The organism is Domibacillus epiphyticus, assembly GCF_001975785.1.
GTDB classification, from domain to species: Bacteria; Bacillota; Bacilli; order Bacillales; family Domibacillaceae; genus Domibacillus; species Domibacillus epiphyticus.
Map to the genome: position 1 here is coordinate 1 of NZ_MSFI01000008.1, position 15,274 is coordinate 15,274.

Sequence of the window (15,274 nt, forward strand, 5' to 3'; positions counted from 1 at the left end):
GTTGACGTTTTTATTGATTTTGTTCAGTTTTCAATGTTCAATTTTCGGCAATGCCGTTTCAATAATGTAACACGACATTAACCAGTTGTCAAAAATATTTTTCCGCTCTCTTGCGGACAAGAAGTAATATAACATGATTGTTTAATATAGCGCAAGTGTTTTTTGAAAAACTTTTAATACATTACTTTAATACAGCTGCTTCTTTTTATTACTTTTATAAATCTACATAGAAATAAAAACGATACATTTTAGAAATTATAAAGCTATCTAATTCAATACATGCTGCTTTTACTGTGTTGTTAATCAATTCTCGAACCTTTCCGGCTGAATAAGAGTTATTGTACATATAGTTACGTTCAGGGAACAAAGATAAAGATCGATGTGACCTCCATGAAAAACTCCGGAAAAGGTTTCATTGGCGAAAGTAAAGAAAACTAAATTGACGTAAGCTTTCACAAAATCTGCGGAAGGATACGGCACACCAATTATTCACAAAAGAAATTGAAGTTCAAAAAACCTCCTTCCGATTTAACGGAAAAGAGGTTTTATCTAGCTTTTATACTCTGGTATGACATTGATTGAACATGCATACAGATTGCCAATACAGTAAAGAATCCAAATATGGCTATTTAGCCGTTTTTCCTTTATGGAGCATAGCGGGATCGAACCGCTGACCTCTTGCATGCCATGCAAGCGCTCTCCCAGCTGAGCTAATGCCCCGTTGATGTCTAGATTATATTATAACGTTATTCTTGCAATTCGCAACTCTTTTTTAAAAGAAACTCCAGGGATTATTCCCCGTGGAGTCTCTTTTCAAGTTCTATTTTCTTTTCTTCAAAGCCTGGCTTTCCAAGGAGAGCAAACATATTTACTTTATACGCTTCTACACCTGGCTGGTCGAATGGATTTACACCAAGAAGGTACCCACTGATCGCGCACGCTTTTTCAAAGAAGTATACCAAGTACCCAAATGTGTAAGCATCCATCGCCGGGATAGATACCGTCAAGTTTGGTACACCGCCATCCGTGTGAGCAAGCAGCGTTCCTTCAAATGCTTTATTGTTAACGAAATCAACTGTTTGTCCAGCTAGGTAATTTAGCCCATCAAGGTCGTTATCTGCTTCCTCAACGTTTAATGATTTAAGTGGGTTTTCGACGCGGATTACGGTTTCAAATAAATCTCTGCGGCCTTCCTGCACGTATTGACCAAGTGAATGTAAGTCTGTTGAGAAGTTTGCAGAAGAAGGGAAAATTCCTTTGCCGTCTTTTCCTTCACTTTCACCAAATAGCTGTTTCCACCACTCAGAGAAATATTGAAGGCCTGGTTCATAGTTAATGAGCATTTCAATTGTTTTTCCTTTGTTATACAAAGCATTGCGAACAGCCGCATATTGATATGCCTGATTTTCCTCAAGTTCTGATGAACTGTATGCTTCGCGAGCATCGCGCGCGCCCTGCATCATCGCATCGATGTCTGCTCCAGCCACGGCAATCGGAAGTAAACCAACCGCTGTTAAAACGGAATAACGACCGCCGACATCATCCGGAATAACAAATGTTTCGTATCCCTCTTCATTCGCAACTGTTTTTAAAGCACCTCTTGCTTTATCTGTCGTTGCATAAATGCGGCTTTTTGCTTCATCTTTTCCATATTGCTTTTCAAGAAGGCCGCGGAACAAGCGGAATGCAAGAGCTGGTTCCGTTGTTGTTCCTGATTTTGAGATGACATTTATGGACCAATTTTTCCCCTCAAGCACTTCAATCAAATCGCTCATGTATGTAGAGCTGATATTGTTCCCAGCGAAAAACACTTGTGGTCCATTGCGCTTTTCAGAAGATAAGACATTATAAAAGCTATGGTTCAGCATGTCGATCGCAGCGCGTGCGCCAAGATATGATCCACCGATCCCAATGACGATTAGAATATCAGAATCGTTACGTATTTTTTCCGCTGCTTTTTTGATTCGGGCAAATTCTTCTTTGTCATAATCTTCAGGGAGGTCAATCCATCCGAGGTAATCGTTTCCCTGACCTGTTTTTTCATGAAGGGAATGGTGCGCCACTTTTACGGCATCACGCAAATACTCAATTTCGTGTTCGCCGAAAAACGAAAGAGCATTTGAATAATTAAATTGAATATGCGTCATCCTCAAAAAACCTCCGTCTATCTGTATTTTTCCACTTTACTGTATATGACTGAACTCGGTTTCGCAAGGAAAAACAATAGAAAAAGCCGGGCTTATTTTCGCCCGGTTATAGTGAAGCTCGCAAAATCGCTGTTACATCTTCGCGGTCCAACTTTGTAAAGTTCCCAAATGGACCGTTAAACAATGTTTTACCTGCCATTTCATCAATGCGGCTATCGTCAATATCATAATCCGCAAGACGGGAAGGTGCTTCAATGGATGTCCAGAAATGACGAAGAGCTTCAATCCCTTCAAGACCTGCTTCTTTATCCGTCTTCCCTCCCGGATCAATATCAAATACACGCACAGCCAGCTTTTTAAAACGCTCTGGCTTTACATCGATGTTGTATTTCATCCAATTCGGGAATAAAATCGCTAAACCTCCACCATGTGGTATATCGTAAACAGCTGAAACGGCGTGTTCAATATTATGCGTTGCCCAATCACCGCGATAGCCCATTTGAAGCATTCCGTTTAAAGCAATCGTGCCGGCAAACATCACTGTTTCCCTCAATTTATCATTTTGCAGATCATTCATTAATTTCGGAGCGGTTTCGACAACTGTTTTCAAAGTCCCCTCAATCATCCGATCCTGCACATCCGTTTGTTCAGAATTATGAAAATACTGCTCAAGCATGTGCGTCATCATGTCTACAATGCCATATGTCGTCTGATCACGGGGTACCGTCGTGGTCCAGTACGGATCACAAATCGAAAATTTCGGGAAAACATAGGGACTTCCCCATCCCAGCTTTTCATTTGTATCCCAGTTTGTAATAACGGAACCAGAATTCATTTCGGATCCTGTTGCAGCCAGAGTTAAAATCGTTCCAAGAGGAAGCCCATTTTTTACAGGCTCTTTTTTCGTGATAAAATCCCAAGGATCGCCCTCATACTTTGCTGCTGCTGCAACGGCTTTTGCACAGTCAATAACGCTGCCGCCTCCCACTGCAAGGATAAAGCTAACTTGATTTTCACGGCATAATTGAGCTCCACGCTTTACTGTTGTCAGACGTGGATTCGGTTCAACTCCAGCTAGTTCCGTTATATTAAATCCATCAAGCTGTTTTAATACTAAGTCGTACAAACCGCTTTTTTTAATGCTGCCGCCCCCATAAACAAGCAAGACGTTTTCACCGTATGGAGCGATGTTGTCTCTTAATTGATTTACTGTATCTTTGCCAAAAATCCATTTAACCGGATTCCAGTATACAAATTCATTCATTGTCTTCTTCACTCCTTTTCAGTTTCATTATGCGAAACAGTCCGTGTATTTATCAACTAATTACTCTTGAAGCACATAAAAAAAACCGGCTAAAAAACAGCCGGTTTATACCCATCCTCTAAATTTTGAAGCTTCCGCAGCACGGCGAACACCGACCATGTAGGCGGCAAGACGCATATTGACACCGCGTGTCTGTGATACTTCATAAATGTTATTAAATGCTTTAATTAAATTTTCATGAAGCTTTTCATTCACTTCTTCTTCCGTCCAATAATATCCTTGATTATTTTGCACCCATTCGAAATAAGAAACGGTTACGCCGCCGGCGCTAGCCAGTACATCCGGCACGAGCAAAATACCTCGCTCCGTTAAAATTTTCGTTGCTTCAAGCGTCGTTGGTCCGTTTGCTGCTTCTACCACGATTGATGCTTGAATGTTTCGGGCATTTTCTTCTGTAATTTGGTTGGAAATTGCTGCCGGCACTAATATGTCGCAGTCAATTTCAAGAAGCTGCTGGTTCGTAATTGTATTGTCAAACAACGTTGTAATCGTACCAAAGCTGTCACGGCGATCGAGCAAATAATCAATATCAAGACCATCCGGATCATGGAGACCGCCGTATGCATCAGAAATGCCGACTACTTTCGCACCAGCATCATGCATAAATTTAGCCAAGTAGCTGCCGGCGTTCCCAAACCCCTGTACAACAACACGGGCGCCTTTTATGTCAATCCCCCGCTTCTGTGCAGCTTCATGAATACAAATTGTTACACCTTGTGCAGTCGCTTTTTCACGGCCGTGAGAACCTCCAAGTGCAATTGGCTTGCCGGTAATAAAGCCCGGCGAGTCAAACTCACGGATCCTGCTGTATTCATCCATCATCCAGGCCATAATCTGTGAATTCGTGTAGACATCCGGGGCAGGAATATCTTTTGTAGGGCCAACAATTTGGCTGATGGCGCGGACATATCCGCGGCTGATATTTTCAATTTCCCGCATGGACAACTGGCGAGGATCACAAACGACGCCGCCTTTACCGCCTCCATATGGCAAATCAACGATACCAGCTTTTAATGTCATCCACATAGATAACGCTTTCACTTCTTCTTCATTCACTTCAGGATGGAAACGGACGCCGCCTTTTGTGGGACCTGGTGCATCGTTATGCTGTGCACGGTATCCCGTGAAAATTTTGACTGATCCGTCATCCATTTTGACGGGAATACGCACTGTTAACATGCGGAGCGGTTCTTTTAACAGCTCGTACATCTCTTCTGTGTATCCGAGTTTAGTAAGTGCTTCTTTAATGACGTTCTGGGTCGATGTGAATAAGTTTAAATTTTCCGCCATTTACATTCCCCTCTTTTATCATCATTTTTTCGCCAAGTAATCATTTCTTACTATTGCTTCCATTGTATGCTTACGAACGACCCGTCCGCAAGACATATAGCCTATATTCAGCCTTTTTTCCGCTCTTCCTTGACCGATTGCTCAATCCATTCCTGCAATTTGTCTTTCAATGGATGAAAACCGTCTCCATCGTCATCAATTTGTATGCCTCTGCGCTGATGACGGCCGCCTTCTTCTGTCGCCCGGATGGACAAGCTAATTTTACTTTCATCTTCATTGACCGAAAGCACTTTTACCGTTACGTCTTCACCGACTGTTAAATAATCATTAATGTCCCGCACAAAGCCGTGCGTGATTTCTGATATATGAACAAGCCCCTGACGGCCGTGATCAAGTGCAATAAAAGCGCCGTACGGCTGGATGCCGGTGATTTTCCCGGTGACAATCTGCCCCGGTTCAAATTTTTGTCCCATCAAATCTCTCCAGTTTTTTGTTGTTTTCTGTTTTATGCGTCGCGATATTATACCATACTTTCAAATGACTTGAAATTAATCACTGGTTTTTCTAACTAAAAGAGTCAAGTAAAATATTCAAGACAGATTAAAAATTAAAAGGAACAGATTGATATCAGCCTTTGCTAATTTCAAATTCAGATGGAAATACATAAGGTTAGTAATATAAAAAACAATACTTTCTATTCAATAGACATTTTTGAAAAAAATAAGGGAAGAGCATTTTTGCTCTTCCCTTATTAATTCATTTGTCTTTTGTCAATAAACTGTCCAATACGTTTGATCGCTTCCTGCAATTGTGCCATGGATGATGCGTAAGAGCAGCGTATGTAGCCTTCGCCCCCTTTACCAAAAACTGAACCCGGCACTACTGCTACTTTTTCTTCAAGAAGGAGTTGTTCTGCAAATTGTTCAGAAGTTAGACCTGTTGACTGAATGGATGGGAATACGTAAAATGCTCCGCCCGGCAAATGGCAGTCAAGTCCAAGTTCATTAAACGATTGAACGATATAATTTCGGCGCCGGCGATAGTCTTTCTTCATGCTTTCCACATCTGTCATGCCGTTTTGTAATGCTTCAATTGCTCCATACTGTGCCGGTGTTGACGCACACATCATTGCGTATTGATGAATTTTCAGCATCGCACTGGAGATTTTAACGGGTGCACATGTAAAACCAAGACGCCAGCCAGTCATGGCAAATCCTTTAGAAAATCCATTAATTAAAATCGTTCGTTCACGCATTCCCTCTAGTGATGCAATCGATGTATGATCCTGATCGTATGCCAGCTCCGCATAAATTTCATCAGCTATGACAAGCAAATCGTGTTTTTTCACAATATCTGCAATGAGCTGCAGGTCCTCTTTATTAAGCTGCGTACCGGTCGGATTGTTCGGATAACAGAGAAGGAGCGCTTTCGTTTTGGACGTAATGGCTGCTTCAAACTGTTCAGGCTGCAATTTAAAGCCCGTTTCACCTGTAGTCCCGATCGTCACCGCTTTTCCGCCAGCGAGCTCAACAAGTGGAGCGTAGGAAACAAAACACGGTTCTACTACAATAATTTCATCACCCGGATCCGTTATCGCACGCATCGCAATATCAATTGCCTGGCTTGCACCTACTGTAACTATAATTTCATTCTGAGGCGAATAACGAACTCTAAAACGACTCTCCATATAATGGGCTATTTCCCTGCGAAGTTCGATTAAGCCGGCATTCGCTGTATAGGATGTAAACCCTCGCTCCAATGAAGAAATAGCTGCTTCACGGACTGACCAAGTGGTGACAAAATCCGGTTCACCCACGCCAAGGGAGACTACCCCTTCCATCGTTGCCGCTAAATCAAAAAATTTCCGGATGCCCGATGGACGCATATTTTCTACCGATTTTGCGATATAGCTCTTTGTTACTGTCATCACGGTGACACCACGATTCTATTATCTTGTTGTTTCGACGTGTAAATCATGCCATCGTGCTTATATTTTTTTAATTGAAAATGAGTTGTTGTAGACACAACCGAATCCAGTGTGGATAGTTTTTCTGATACAAAGCGGGCTATTTCATTCATCGATTTCCCTTCGACGGTAACTGACAAATCATATACACCCGACATTAAATAAACAGAGCTGACTTCCTTAAAGCGGTAAATCCTTTCTGCAACTTCGTCAAAGCCGACGCCGCGCTTCGGTGTGACCTTCACATCGATCATCGCTGTCACCCCTGTAAAATTGTCCATTTTTGCCCAATCAACGAGTGTGGCATAGTGAACAATGACTTTTTCTTCTTCTAGACGGCGAATCGTATCCGCTACTTCCGTTACCGCAAGACCAGTCATTTTAGCGATATCTGCCGCTTCAAAACGTGCGTCTTTCTGCAGAATTTCAAGGATTTCCACTTCTTTTTCATTCAGCTTCATGATGATTGATCCTCCTCAGTAATGTAAAAAACTACATAATTCATTATAACAAAATCAATACTTGTTTGTTCATTTCACTAAAAATAACTCATATTTTTGTGAAATTTCACAAAGAGCAAGAGGAGTTGTTTTTTATTGTCATTAGTTGTTCAGCAAGTTTAGTTGGATTTCCGCCAGACATTGGCATGTCAAATGAGTGTTCATAAATAGACCGAATAGCAGCCGCCAGTTTGTTTATTTCGTCGATACTATGAACCGCATAGATCGAGTCCGCAATTTCTGTATCGTAAAAACCTTCTCCGGCGTTATATGGATCAAAGCCATTCAATACGTCCGCAAGCGCAAGATTTAATTGTGCAGTTTCATTCATTTGTATCACCTTTCATTTTGTTTTAACATGATAATAACTAATTGTCAGGGAGAGTGGATTTGATGTCAAGATTTGATGAAGTCGTTGAACGGCGCGGAACGAACGCTGTGAAATGGGATGGTCTGAAAACAGTATTTGGAAAAGAAGATGTGCTGCCAATGTGGGTGGCGGATATGGACTTTAAAGCGCCAGAACCCGTTATTGAAGCGGTGAAAAAAGAAGCGGCTCACGGGGTTTACGGCTACACTCTCGTGCCTGACTCTACTCGTGAAGCAATCGTCGACTGGATGAACGTGCGACATGAGTGGGTAATAAAAAAAGAATGGCTGCTGTTTAATCATGGCGTTGTGCCGTCAATTGGTGCAGCCATTGAAGCTCTGACAGAATCGGGAGATGCTGTCATTGTCCAGCCGCCGGTTTACAATCCGTTTTTTGATATGGTCGAGAAAAATGAACGGAGGCTAGTCCATAGTGAGCTGATTCTAAAAAATAATCGTTATGAAATGGACTATGAAGACATCGAATCAAAAATTGTTTCGGAAAACGCGAAATTGTTTTTATTCTGCTCGCCTCACAACCCCGGGGGCCGTGTGTGGTCAGAAAAAGAATTAAAAAAACTGGCGGCTATTTGTGAAAAGCATGGAGTAACCATTATATCGGATGAAATACATAGCGATTTGACACGGGGACCACATAAGCATATTCCTTTGGGTTCATTTTCTGAAAAAGTGGTAACACTTATTGCCCCGTCTAAAACATTCAATCTAGCCGGTTTACAGGCTTCAGCCTTAATCGTTTCAGATAAACAACTACGAACGAAAATGCAGAAAGTGTTTGCCCGTCAAGGTGCGTTTACATTAAATCAGATGGGTATTGCTGCAATGGAGGCAGCGTACCGTCACGGGCATGAGTGGCTTGATGAAGTGATTGAATACATTCAAGGAAATGCACAACTGGTGAAAGAGTACATAGAAGAGAAAATTCCTGAACTTGTCGTCATGGTACCAGAAGGAAGCTATCTCGTATGGATCGATTGCCGACAACTAGGACTTTCAGATAAAGAGCTGCTTGCATTATTTTTAGATGAAGGGAGCATTGCACTCGGCAACGGTGCAAAATATGGTCCCGGTGGTGAAGGATTCATGCGATTAAATGTCGCCTGCCCGCGTTCGCTCGTCGAGGATGGTCTCAGTCGAATGAAAAAAGCAGTGGATTCACTAACTATAAAATGATAAAAAAAATACCCCGCCGGCTTGTGGCAGGGTTTTTTATTGTTTCACGGGCAGCTGGATGTGGAAAGTCGTACCCTGTCCAACAACACTTTCAACCGTGATATTTCCTCCATGCTCATTTATCGTTGTAAACACTTGTGTCAATCCTAGTCCGGTGCCGTCACTTTTACTGGAAAAGAACGGTGTACCCAGCATTTTTAATTTATCTTTCGGTACACCAACTCCAGTATCACTTACTTTTATATGTATCCAGCCATCTTTATGGTAATGCAGGATTGTGATTTTCCCTTTCTCTTCAATTGCTTCCAAGGCATTTTTAATGAGGTTAAAAAAGGCTTTTAAGAATAAATTTTTCTTCCCAAATATGGTGATCTCTGAATCTCGTAAATCCAATTCCACCTCTACGTTATATAGCCTTTCTTGAAATAGAAGCATTAACGAAGACAGCTCTTTACAAAAATTAATAGAAACAACTTTTTCTTCCTGTAAATCAGGTTTCGAAACTTGCAATAAATTTTTTAACGTATCAAGCGCCTTCTCTAACTCAGCATCCATTACATCTAAATATGGGTGCGTATAAGATTCCTTCAATAATCGCAAAAATCCCTTCACTGATGTAAGCGGATTCTTTATTTCGTGTGCTATTCCGGCAGCAATTTGACCGATGGATGCTAATTTCTCCTGATGGTTTAAAAGCTTTTCTGTATCCTTACGCACTGTAACATCACGAAAAACCGTTTGAATGGCTTTCTTATCACCAAATATGACCGGATGACAGTATAGTTCCACTTCGACCTTTGTCCCATCAAACTTCGTAATAGTTTCCTCAATGACGTCTAACGGTTCCGTTCCCGCCATTGCTTGTCGATTTCTTTCCATAATGATCGGCTTATCCTCTTCTTGAAACACATCAAGTACACATGTACCAACGATTTCTTCCTTTAACCCTTTAAAAAAACGGGTTCCAGATTGATTTATGTATAATATTTTATAATTTCTATGGATGACAATTGGGTCAACAGAATATTCAATAATCTGCCGGTACATGTTTTCGTTTTCAAATACGGTTTGGTCGACGGTATCAGCAAGTATTTCTTCCATATTTTTCACCTCCTTTTAAAAAATTTTATATGATATGAAATAAATTCTCAAGACTCTAGGTAAAGAGAAATGTATAAAAAAGCCTGTTCTTCATTTGAAGAACAGGCTTTCATTAGACACCTTTTTTATTTCCCCATACAAATGTGTGGAGCTGGGGAAGAACACGCACCCGTTTGAAATCAGAATCCGGCATGACTAAATTAATCAGCCACTCATACCGGCTGGCCAAATAGACTAATAGTTTTGCGTGATCTTTCTCATCGAGTCTATCATTGCCTGTCTGAATGAAAAACGGCACCTCCGGGAACAGTTGATGAATGTGCTTTGCATAAGCAAGATCTTGTTCGTTAAACACCACGACTTTTAAACTGACATTCTGACCCGCAGTTCCTTCAAGTATTTCATGCAATTTATCTATATCGGTCTCCATTCCAGAGCTTGGCGGCTTCGGTGAAAGAGTTAGTTCACTAATATCCCGGAACCACGGCTGGAAGCGGGAACCCTGTGTTTCAAGAGCAGTGCTGATCCCTTTCTCTTTAAAAAGATCAATTAATCCGCCTAACTGAGGCAAGAGGGCAGGATTACCGCCGGAAATCGTCACATGGTCGAACGTCTCCCCCCCAACGGACAACAACTCCTCGTATATCTCTTCCGGTGTCATTTTGCGAATATCGTCTTTCGCACTCCCATCCCATGTGAAGGCTGAATCACACCAAGAACAGCGGTAATCGCAGCCAGCCGTGCGGACGAACATCGTTTTACGGCCAATGACCGCCCCTTCTCCCTGAACGGTCGGACCAAAAATTTCAAGTACTGGGATCATAAGAAATCACCTTTTTTGGGCCGGTACACAACATAGCTTGTCGGTGTTTCACGCAAGTATACTTGAAGGCATTTCGGCTTATTTGGTGTATCATCAAGTTCTTTTTGAACCACTTCCCAAATGATCCTCGCTACGACTTCTGTTGTCGGAAACCGCTCTGAAGTGTCTTCTGAAAAAAGGGCATCATTATTTAAAATGGTATGGTCAAAGCGGTTGTGGATTAAAGACTTAATAAGTTGAAAGTTCACAAGAAAGCCCGAATCGTTTAATTCATCACCAGCAACTGTGATGTTTGCAAAATACGTATGCCCGTGCAAATTGCGGCACGCGCCCGCTTCATCATGCGGTACGTAATGGGCCGCAGCAAATTGAAAATCTTTATTTAACTCGTAGCGAAAATCGTGCGCCGGCGCCGGATATATTTGTTGCATCATTGCACGTCTCCCCTTTTATCTTCCTTATATTGATCGAGTCCGTTCTGACGAAGCTTACATGCCGGACATTCTCCACATCCCGATCCTTTAATACCGTTATAACATGTCAATGTATTTTCACGAACGTAATCAAATGCCCCTAAATCGTCCGCAAGCGCCCACGTTTGTTTTTTATCGAGCCACATTAGGGGGGTATGAATGACAAAATCGAAATCCATTGACAAATTAAGTGTCACATTGAGCGATTTCACAAAAGAATCCCGGCAGTCCGGATACCCGCTGAAATCTGTTTCACAGACGCCTGTTACGATATGACGCGCATCGTATTGTTTACCTAGAATTGCCGCAAACGATAAAAACAGCAGATTGCGCCCTTCAACAAATGTAGTTGGCGGCTGTCCATCCCTTTCTTTAATGAGGATCTCGTCACGTGTCAACGCACTTGGCGCCAGCTGGTTTAACAATCCCATATCGAGAATATGATGCGGGATATTGAAATCAGCCGCAATTTTTTTCGCCACATCTATTTCTGCATCGTGCCGCTGTCCGTAGTTAAACGTCACCGCGATCACATCTTTAAATGTTTGTTTTGCCCAGAATAAGCATGTTGTGCTATCCTGGCCGCCGCTGAATACAACAACGGCTTTTTCGTTTTTTATCATCTCTTTTTTCCTTCTTTCTATTCGAAAGAAAAGGTGCGCGAAGACAACAGAAAAAAACCGCCACTCGCCGGTTTTTTCCTTAGTTTTTTATAGAGGGAGTTCGCGAACCTCTCCCGCGCGCAGCGGAATGTCTTCTTTCATTTATAGTTTAGTTTGTTCGTTTGCCTTGCGGATCTGTTCTTCAAGGAGTTTCGTTTTTTGCTCCTCTTTTTTCGATATCCGCTTAAACAGTAAAAAGACAGCAACTGCCATTAAAACAAAAAACGCCATGGAAAACGCAGCCGGAATATATTCCGTTTTATCTTCCGGGAAATATAAAAAGTTACCGAAACCGAGTATAAAGTTCGTCAGCACATACATGCCTCCTTCTATATTACTCGTTTATTATAGCAGTAGACGATTATAAATCAAATAACGTGTTTGTGACATTTCCATTAAATGAAGAAAATTGATACAATGAATTTTTAAGGAGGAGATAAGATGAAAATTGGAGATAGTGTAACAGCTCATTATAAATCTGGTAAATATACAGGCACCATTACCGGGCAGCGCCCCGGCAGTTATACAGTGAAAGTATCCTCTGTTCTGCGTCATCCAGCTCAAGGCGACCTTCATAACCCGAATGAAGTGGATGTCCCATTTTTCCATGAAAGGAAAGCACTTGCCCACTACGAACAAGCAAATATCCCAGAATCGGCTGTTCATCCTTTCGATGGTGAAGCAACGGATTACAACGATTCGCTTATAGCAGCCGTTGCAAAGCTTGAAAACCGGTTAAAAGCAAAAAATGATGAATTCTCTGAACGCAGCCTGAAGGCGCTTAACGCGGTAAAAAAAGAGTATTCCCTCATGTATAAAATATCATTTGAATAGCCTTTTTTTGTGAATAACAGCCCTTTATTTCCATCTTTTTTTCCTTTATGATAATACATATGAAACTTTAAACCTCGAAAAGGCGGTTAGTGAATGAGAACGGTTTTTGGGTACATGCTCATAATTTTGCTAATTCCAGTATCCGTACTGACGTTTTATTACGCCAATGCAGAAGCGGGAAAAGTGCAAAATTTTGATGATTACGTTGAACAGCGAGTTATTATTAAGGAAATTGATTTGCCACAGGCAAGCAGGGTAAAAGATGCAAACGGCGACACATATCTTGAGCTTCATCAACCAAATCGGGTTGTCGTCGAAGGGGAAAAGGTACCTGCCTTTTTAAAGGAAGTTTTTTTGCAATCCGAGGATAAACATTTTTATGAGCATGCCGGCATTGATGCGGCTGCCGTTATGCGGGCACTTTTAGTCAATGCCCAGTCCGACGAAATTGAACAAGGTGCGAGTACGATCACCCAGCAGGTTGCGAGGAATGTATACTTAACGCAAGACAGGACACTTGCGCGAAAAATTTCCGAAGTACTTTATTCGTATCAGCTTGAGAAAAAACTTGAAAAAGAAGAAATTTTAAATTTGTATTTAAATGTTATTTATTTCAATCACAATGTGTACGGTGTTGAATCAGCTGCACAATATTACTTCCAAAAGCCTGTGGACAAGCTGTCTAAAGCACAGATGGCTTTTATTGCTGCGATTCCAAATAACCCGTCTCTCTACGATCCGGAAAAGCGCTTTGACAATACAAAAAAGCGCCAGGAACGATTGATCGATATTATGGTTCGGGAGGAATTAATTACAGCCGACGAAGCAGAGCAGATAAAGAATGAAAAGATCATTTTGAACACACGCGATCGGATTGATAAATATCCTGATTATTCTACGTATGTGATGGACGAATTTAAAGATTTAATTGCTGAATCAGAAGGTTTTGACCAGCAGCTTATTAATGCGGAAGGTGACGCACGTATTCAAATTCAAGAAAAATTGAATGCGCGTGTCTCAGCAATCCTCACATCCGGTGTCATTATCCATACCGCTCTTGATCCTGTTATACAGCAAAAAGCAGTGAACGCTGTTAATAACGTGCTAGCCGGATCTTCTGTACAAGGATCCGCTGCTGTTGTCGGCAATCAGTCACATGATATTGTCGCTTTATCAGGCGGGAAAGATTTTGATAAAACCCAATTCAACCGTGCTTTCCAAGGCTACCGCCAGCCAGGTTCCACCATTAAGCCTCTATTAGACTATGCTCCTTACATGGAGACTTTCGGTGCCGGTGTGAATGATCTAGTGTCTGCTGGTGCTTATTGCACTCGTTCATACTGTCCGAAAAACTACTCAAAAACAGAGTATGGAATGGTGACACTAAAAGAAGCGCTGGCGAAATCACATAATACTGCAGCCATTCGTCTGTATATGAAGACAGGGATTGAGAAGTCATTTTCATACCTGGATAAATTCGAATTTGACCGCATCAATGAAGATGATCGATTTCCAGCAGCGTCGCTTGGCGGGATTGATGGCTTTACGACACTCGAAATGGCCGGTGCCTACAGTTCATTCGTGGACGGCACTTTTACAAAACCACATGCTATTAAACGGGTGACAGATCTTCAAGGGAATACGCTTTATGAATGGAAAGAGGAACCGGTCCGAATTTGGTCGAGTGCGACAACGTATAAAATGCGTGATATGCTTACAAACGTTGTGAAAAATGGCACAGGTAAAAAAGCAAATTTTGCAGCACCGTATATCGGGGGTAAAACAGGTACAACGAACAATGTACGGGATTTATGGTTTGTCGGACTTACAGAAGGCTATACGGCAGCTGTGTGGACCGGAAAAGACAAATATGAAAACGAATATCAAGGTATTCGCTACATGGAAAGCTACGCGCCTCATCAGCTGATTTGGCGGCGAATTATGCAATAACATATTCACTCCGCATTCGGTATGCGGGGTGTTTTGTTTTTTTAATCAAAAATTCTCATAGAAAAGAACCGGAGCCTAAAAACCCCGGTTCTTTTTCATCTTTTTTATGCATTTGTTTTTTCATCGTCGTAAATCGGCACCCAGCCTTCTTTTGTAACAAAAATGCGAACAGCCACTACTTTTCGGTCTTCCATTAATGTGAAGTAATGACGTGTGTTAACCGGTACAGAGATCAAGTCACCCGGCTCTAGCTCAACATTAAAGAATTGGCCGTCTTTCGCTTGAATAGCAAAGATACCGTGTCCGCTCACGATAAAGCGAACTTCATCATCAGTGTGGATATGGATTTTTTGAAAATTCGTTAACAGCTCATCCAGATTGGGCGTGCTGTCAGATAATGAAATCACATCATGAGCCTGATAGCCGCGTCGCTCTGAAATATCTTTAATTTCTGCTGAAAATACATCAAGAACCTGCTGCTTCTCATCATCTGTCAGTGAGTAATTTTCACGTAAATTTTCTGGAAGATTCGTAATATCCCAATTCTCATAAATCACTTCCTGACTTGTTAAAAATGCATCAATTGCATTTTTATCTGTAATGCGTTCGCCTGTTTCTTGAAATTGAATAACAGCCATTTT

General features: G+C 41.6%; 16 protein-coding genes, 1 tRNA gene and 1 riboswitch. Of the genes, 3 read left to right on the forward strand and 14 right to left on the reverse strand.

Annotation, left to right across the window (positions count from 1 at the left end; genetic code table 11):
- Positions 1-647 precede the first annotated feature (647 nt).
- The 8 genes from BTO28_RS04565 to BTO28_RS04600 form a co-directional block, all read right to left on the reverse strand.
- Positions 648-720, reverse strand: a tRNA-Ala gene (locus BTO28_RS04565).
- A 71-nt stretch (positions 721-791) separates the two neighbouring features.
- Positions 792-2,147 (reverse strand): glucose-6-phosphate isomerase, encoded by a 1,356-nt coding sequence (locus BTO28_RS04570; RefSeq protein WP_076764367.1) that lies wholly within the window; start codon positions 2,145-2,147, stop codon positions 792-794.
- Positions 2,148-2,253: 106 nt separating this feature from the next.
- Positions 2,254-3,411 carry an iron-containing alcohol dehydrogenase gene (locus BTO28_RS04575; RefSeq protein ID WP_076764368.1) on the reverse strand — a complete coding sequence of 386 codons (1,158 nt, stop codon included), beginning with the start codon at positions 3,409-3,411 and terminating at the stop codon, positions 2,254-2,256.
- A 105-nt stretch (positions 3,412-3,516) separates the two neighbouring features.
- On the reverse strand, positions 3,517-4,761 hold the full coding sequence (locus BTO28_RS04580) for a Glu/Leu/Phe/Val family dehydrogenase (protein WP_076764369.1): 1,245 nt from the start codon (positions 4,759-4,761) through the stop codon (positions 3,517-3,519).
- A gap of 107 nt (positions 4,762-4,868) precedes the next feature.
- A complete protein-coding gene (yugI, locus tag BTO28_RS04585; RefSeq protein WP_076764370.1) occupies positions 4,869-5,234 on the reverse strand; it encodes a S1 domain-containing post-transcriptional regulator GSP13 in 366 nt (121 codons plus the stop codon).
- Positions 5,235-5,512: 278 nt separating this feature from the next.
- Positions 5,513-6,688, reverse strand: coding sequence for an aminotransferase (locus BTO28_RS04590; RefSeq protein WP_076764371.1), 1,176 nt, complete (start codon positions 6,686-6,688; stop codon positions 5,513-5,515).
- Complete coding sequence (locus BTO28_RS04595; protein ID WP_076764372.1) at positions 6,688-7,188, reverse strand: Lrp/AsnC family transcriptional regulator; 501 nt, start codon at positions 7,186-7,188, stop codon at positions 6,688-6,690. The genes BTO28_RS04590 and BTO28_RS04595 overlap by 1 nt, the downstream gene beginning before the upstream one ends.
- A gap of 106 nt (positions 7,189-7,294) precedes the next feature.
- The gene (locus BTO28_RS04600) at positions 7,295-7,558 is read right to left on the reverse strand and encodes a DUF1871 family protein (RefSeq protein WP_076764373.1); all 264 of its coding nucleotides are present in this window, start codon (positions 7,556-7,558) and stop codon (positions 7,295-7,297) included.
- Positions 7,559-7,620: 62 nt separating this feature from the next.
- Between BTO28_RS04600 and BTO28_RS04605 the strand changes: the two genes are divergently transcribed.
- Positions 7,621-8,790: a MalY/PatB family protein gene (locus BTO28_RS04605; protein WP_076764374.1), complete on the forward strand. Its 1,170-nt coding sequence runs from the start codon at positions 7,621-7,623 to the stop codon at positions 8,788-8,790.
- Positions 8,791-8,826: 36 nt separating this feature from the next.
- On the opposite strand, the gene BTO28_RS04610 is transcribed toward BTO28_RS04605, so the two are convergent.
- The 5 genes from BTO28_RS04610 to BTO28_RS04630 all read right to left on the reverse strand — a co-directional run bounded on the left by BTO28_RS04610 (position 8,827) and on the right by BTO28_RS04630 (position 12,170).
- The gene (locus BTO28_RS04610) at positions 8,827-9,891 is read right to left on the reverse strand and encodes an ATP-binding protein (protein WP_076764375.1); all 1,065 of its coding nucleotides are present in this window, start codon (positions 9,889-9,891) and stop codon (positions 8,827-8,829) included.
- Positions 9,892-10,003: 112 nt separating this feature from the next.
- Entirely contained in the window at positions 10,004-10,714 is a 711-nt protein-coding gene (gene queE, locus BTO28_RS04615; protein WP_076764376.1) for a 7-carboxy-7-deazaguanine synthase QueE, read from the reverse strand.
- Complete coding sequence (gene queD, locus BTO28_RS04620; protein WP_076764377.1) at positions 10,711-11,148, reverse strand: 6-carboxytetrahydropterin synthase QueD; 438 nt, start codon at positions 11,146-11,148, stop codon at positions 10,711-10,713. The genes queE and queD overlap by 4 nt, the downstream gene beginning before the upstream one ends.
- A complete protein-coding gene (gene queC / locus BTO28_RS04625; protein ID WP_076764378.1) occupies positions 11,145-11,810 on the reverse strand; it encodes a 7-cyano-7-deazaguanine synthase QueC in 666 nt (221 codons plus the stop codon). The genes queD and queC overlap by 4 nt, the downstream gene beginning before the upstream one ends.
- A gap of 73 nt (positions 11,811-11,883) precedes the next feature.
- A riboswitch (PreQ1 riboswitch) is annotated at positions 11,884-11,927 on the reverse strand.
- 24 nt (positions 11,928-11,951) lie between these two features.
- The gene (locus BTO28_RS04630; protein ID WP_076764379.1) at positions 11,952-12,170 is read right to left on the reverse strand and encodes a hypothetical protein; all 219 of its coding nucleotides are present in this window, start codon (positions 12,168-12,170) and stop codon (positions 11,952-11,954) included.
- Positions 12,171-12,290: 120 nt separating this feature from the next.
- Between BTO28_RS04630 and BTO28_RS04635 the strand changes: the two genes are divergently transcribed.
- Both BTO28_RS04635 and BTO28_RS04640 read left to right on the forward strand, forming a co-directional pair.
- Entirely contained in the window at positions 12,291-12,683 is a 393-nt protein-coding gene (locus BTO28_RS04635; protein ID WP_076764380.1) for a kinase-associated lipoprotein B, read from the forward strand.
- 93 nt (positions 12,684-12,776) lie between these two features.
- Positions 12,777-14,633, forward strand: a complete 1,857-nt coding sequence (locus BTO28_RS04640; RefSeq protein WP_076764381.1) for a transglycosylase domain-containing protein — start codon at positions 12,777-12,779, stop codon at positions 14,631-14,633.
- Between the two features lie 104 nt (positions 14,634-14,737).
- On the opposite strand, the gene BTO28_RS04645 is transcribed toward BTO28_RS04640, so the two are convergent.
- Positions 14,738-15,271 (reverse strand): 1,2-dihydroxy-3-keto-5-methylthiopentene dioxygenase, encoded by a 534-nt coding sequence (locus BTO28_RS04645; RefSeq protein ID WP_076764382.1) that lies wholly within the window; start codon positions 15,269-15,271, stop codon positions 14,738-14,740.
- Between the last annotated feature and the right edge of the window lie 3 nt (positions 15,272-15,274).

What these genes read in the sequence shown, in the direction of transcription:
- BTO28_RS04580 (WP_076764369.1), bottom strand. Translation starts at nt 4,761, where the DNA reads ATGGCGGAAAATTTAAACTTATTCACATCGACCCAGAACGTCATTAAA.
- queE (WP_076764376.1), bottom strand. Translation starts at nt 10,714, where the DNA reads ATGATCCCAGTACTTGAAATTTTTGGTCCGACCGTTCAGGGAGAAGGG.
- BTO28_RS04570 (WP_076764367.1), bottom strand. Translation starts at nt 2,147, where the DNA reads ATGACGCATATTCAATTTAATTATTCAAATGCTCTTTCGTTTTTCGGC.
- BTO28_RS04590 (WP_076764371.1), bottom strand. Translation starts at nt 6,688, where the DNA reads ATGACAGTAACAAAGAGCTATATCGCAAAATCGGTAGAAAATATGCGT.
- BTO28_RS04605 (WP_076764374.1), top strand. Translation starts at nt 7,621, where the DNA reads ATGTCAAGATTTGATGAAGTCGTTGAACGGCGCGGAACGAACGCTGTG.
- BTO28_RS04630 (WP_076764379.1), bottom strand. Translation starts at nt 12,170, where the DNA reads ATGTATGTGCTGACGAACTTTATACTCGGTTTCGGTAACTTTTTATAT.
- queC (WP_076764378.1), bottom strand. Translation starts at nt 11,810, where the DNA reads ATGATAAAAAACGAAAAAGCCGTTGTTGTATTCAGCGGCGGCCAGGAT.
- BTO28_RS04645 (WP_076764382.1), bottom strand. Translation starts at nt 15,271, where the DNA reads ATGGCTGTTATTCAATTTCAAGAAACAGGCGAACGCATTACAGATAAA.
- queD (WP_076764377.1), bottom strand. Translation starts at nt 11,148, where the DNA reads ATGATGCAACAAATATATCCGGCGCCGGCGCACGATTTTCGCTACGAG.
- BTO28_RS04610 (WP_076764375.1), bottom strand. Translation starts at nt 9,891, where the DNA reads ATGGAAGAAATACTTGCTGATACCGTCGACCAAACCGTATTTGAAAAC.
- yugI (WP_076764370.1), bottom strand. Translation starts at nt 5,234, where the DNA reads ATGGGACAAAAATTTGAACCGGGGCAGATTGTCACCGGGAAAATCACC.
- BTO28_RS04575 (WP_076764368.1), bottom strand. Translation starts at nt 3,411, where the DNA reads ATGAATGAATTTGTATACTGGAATCCGGTTAAATGGATTTTTGGCAAA.
- BTO28_RS04595 (WP_076764372.1), bottom strand. Translation starts at nt 7,188, where the DNA reads ATGAAGCTGAATGAAAAAGAAGTGGAAATCCTTGAAATTCTGCAGAAA.
- BTO28_RS04640 (WP_076764381.1), top strand. Translation starts at nt 12,777, where the DNA reads ATGAGAACGGTTTTTGGGTACATGCTCATAATTTTGCTAATTCCAGTA.
- BTO28_RS04600 (WP_076764373.1), bottom strand. Translation starts at nt 7,558, where the DNA reads ATGAATGAAACTGCACAATTAAATCTTGCGCTTGCGGACGTATTGAAT.
- BTO28_RS04635 (WP_076764380.1), top strand. Translation starts at nt 12,291, where the DNA reads ATGAAAATTGGAGATAGTGTAACAGCTCATTATAAATCTGGTAAATAT.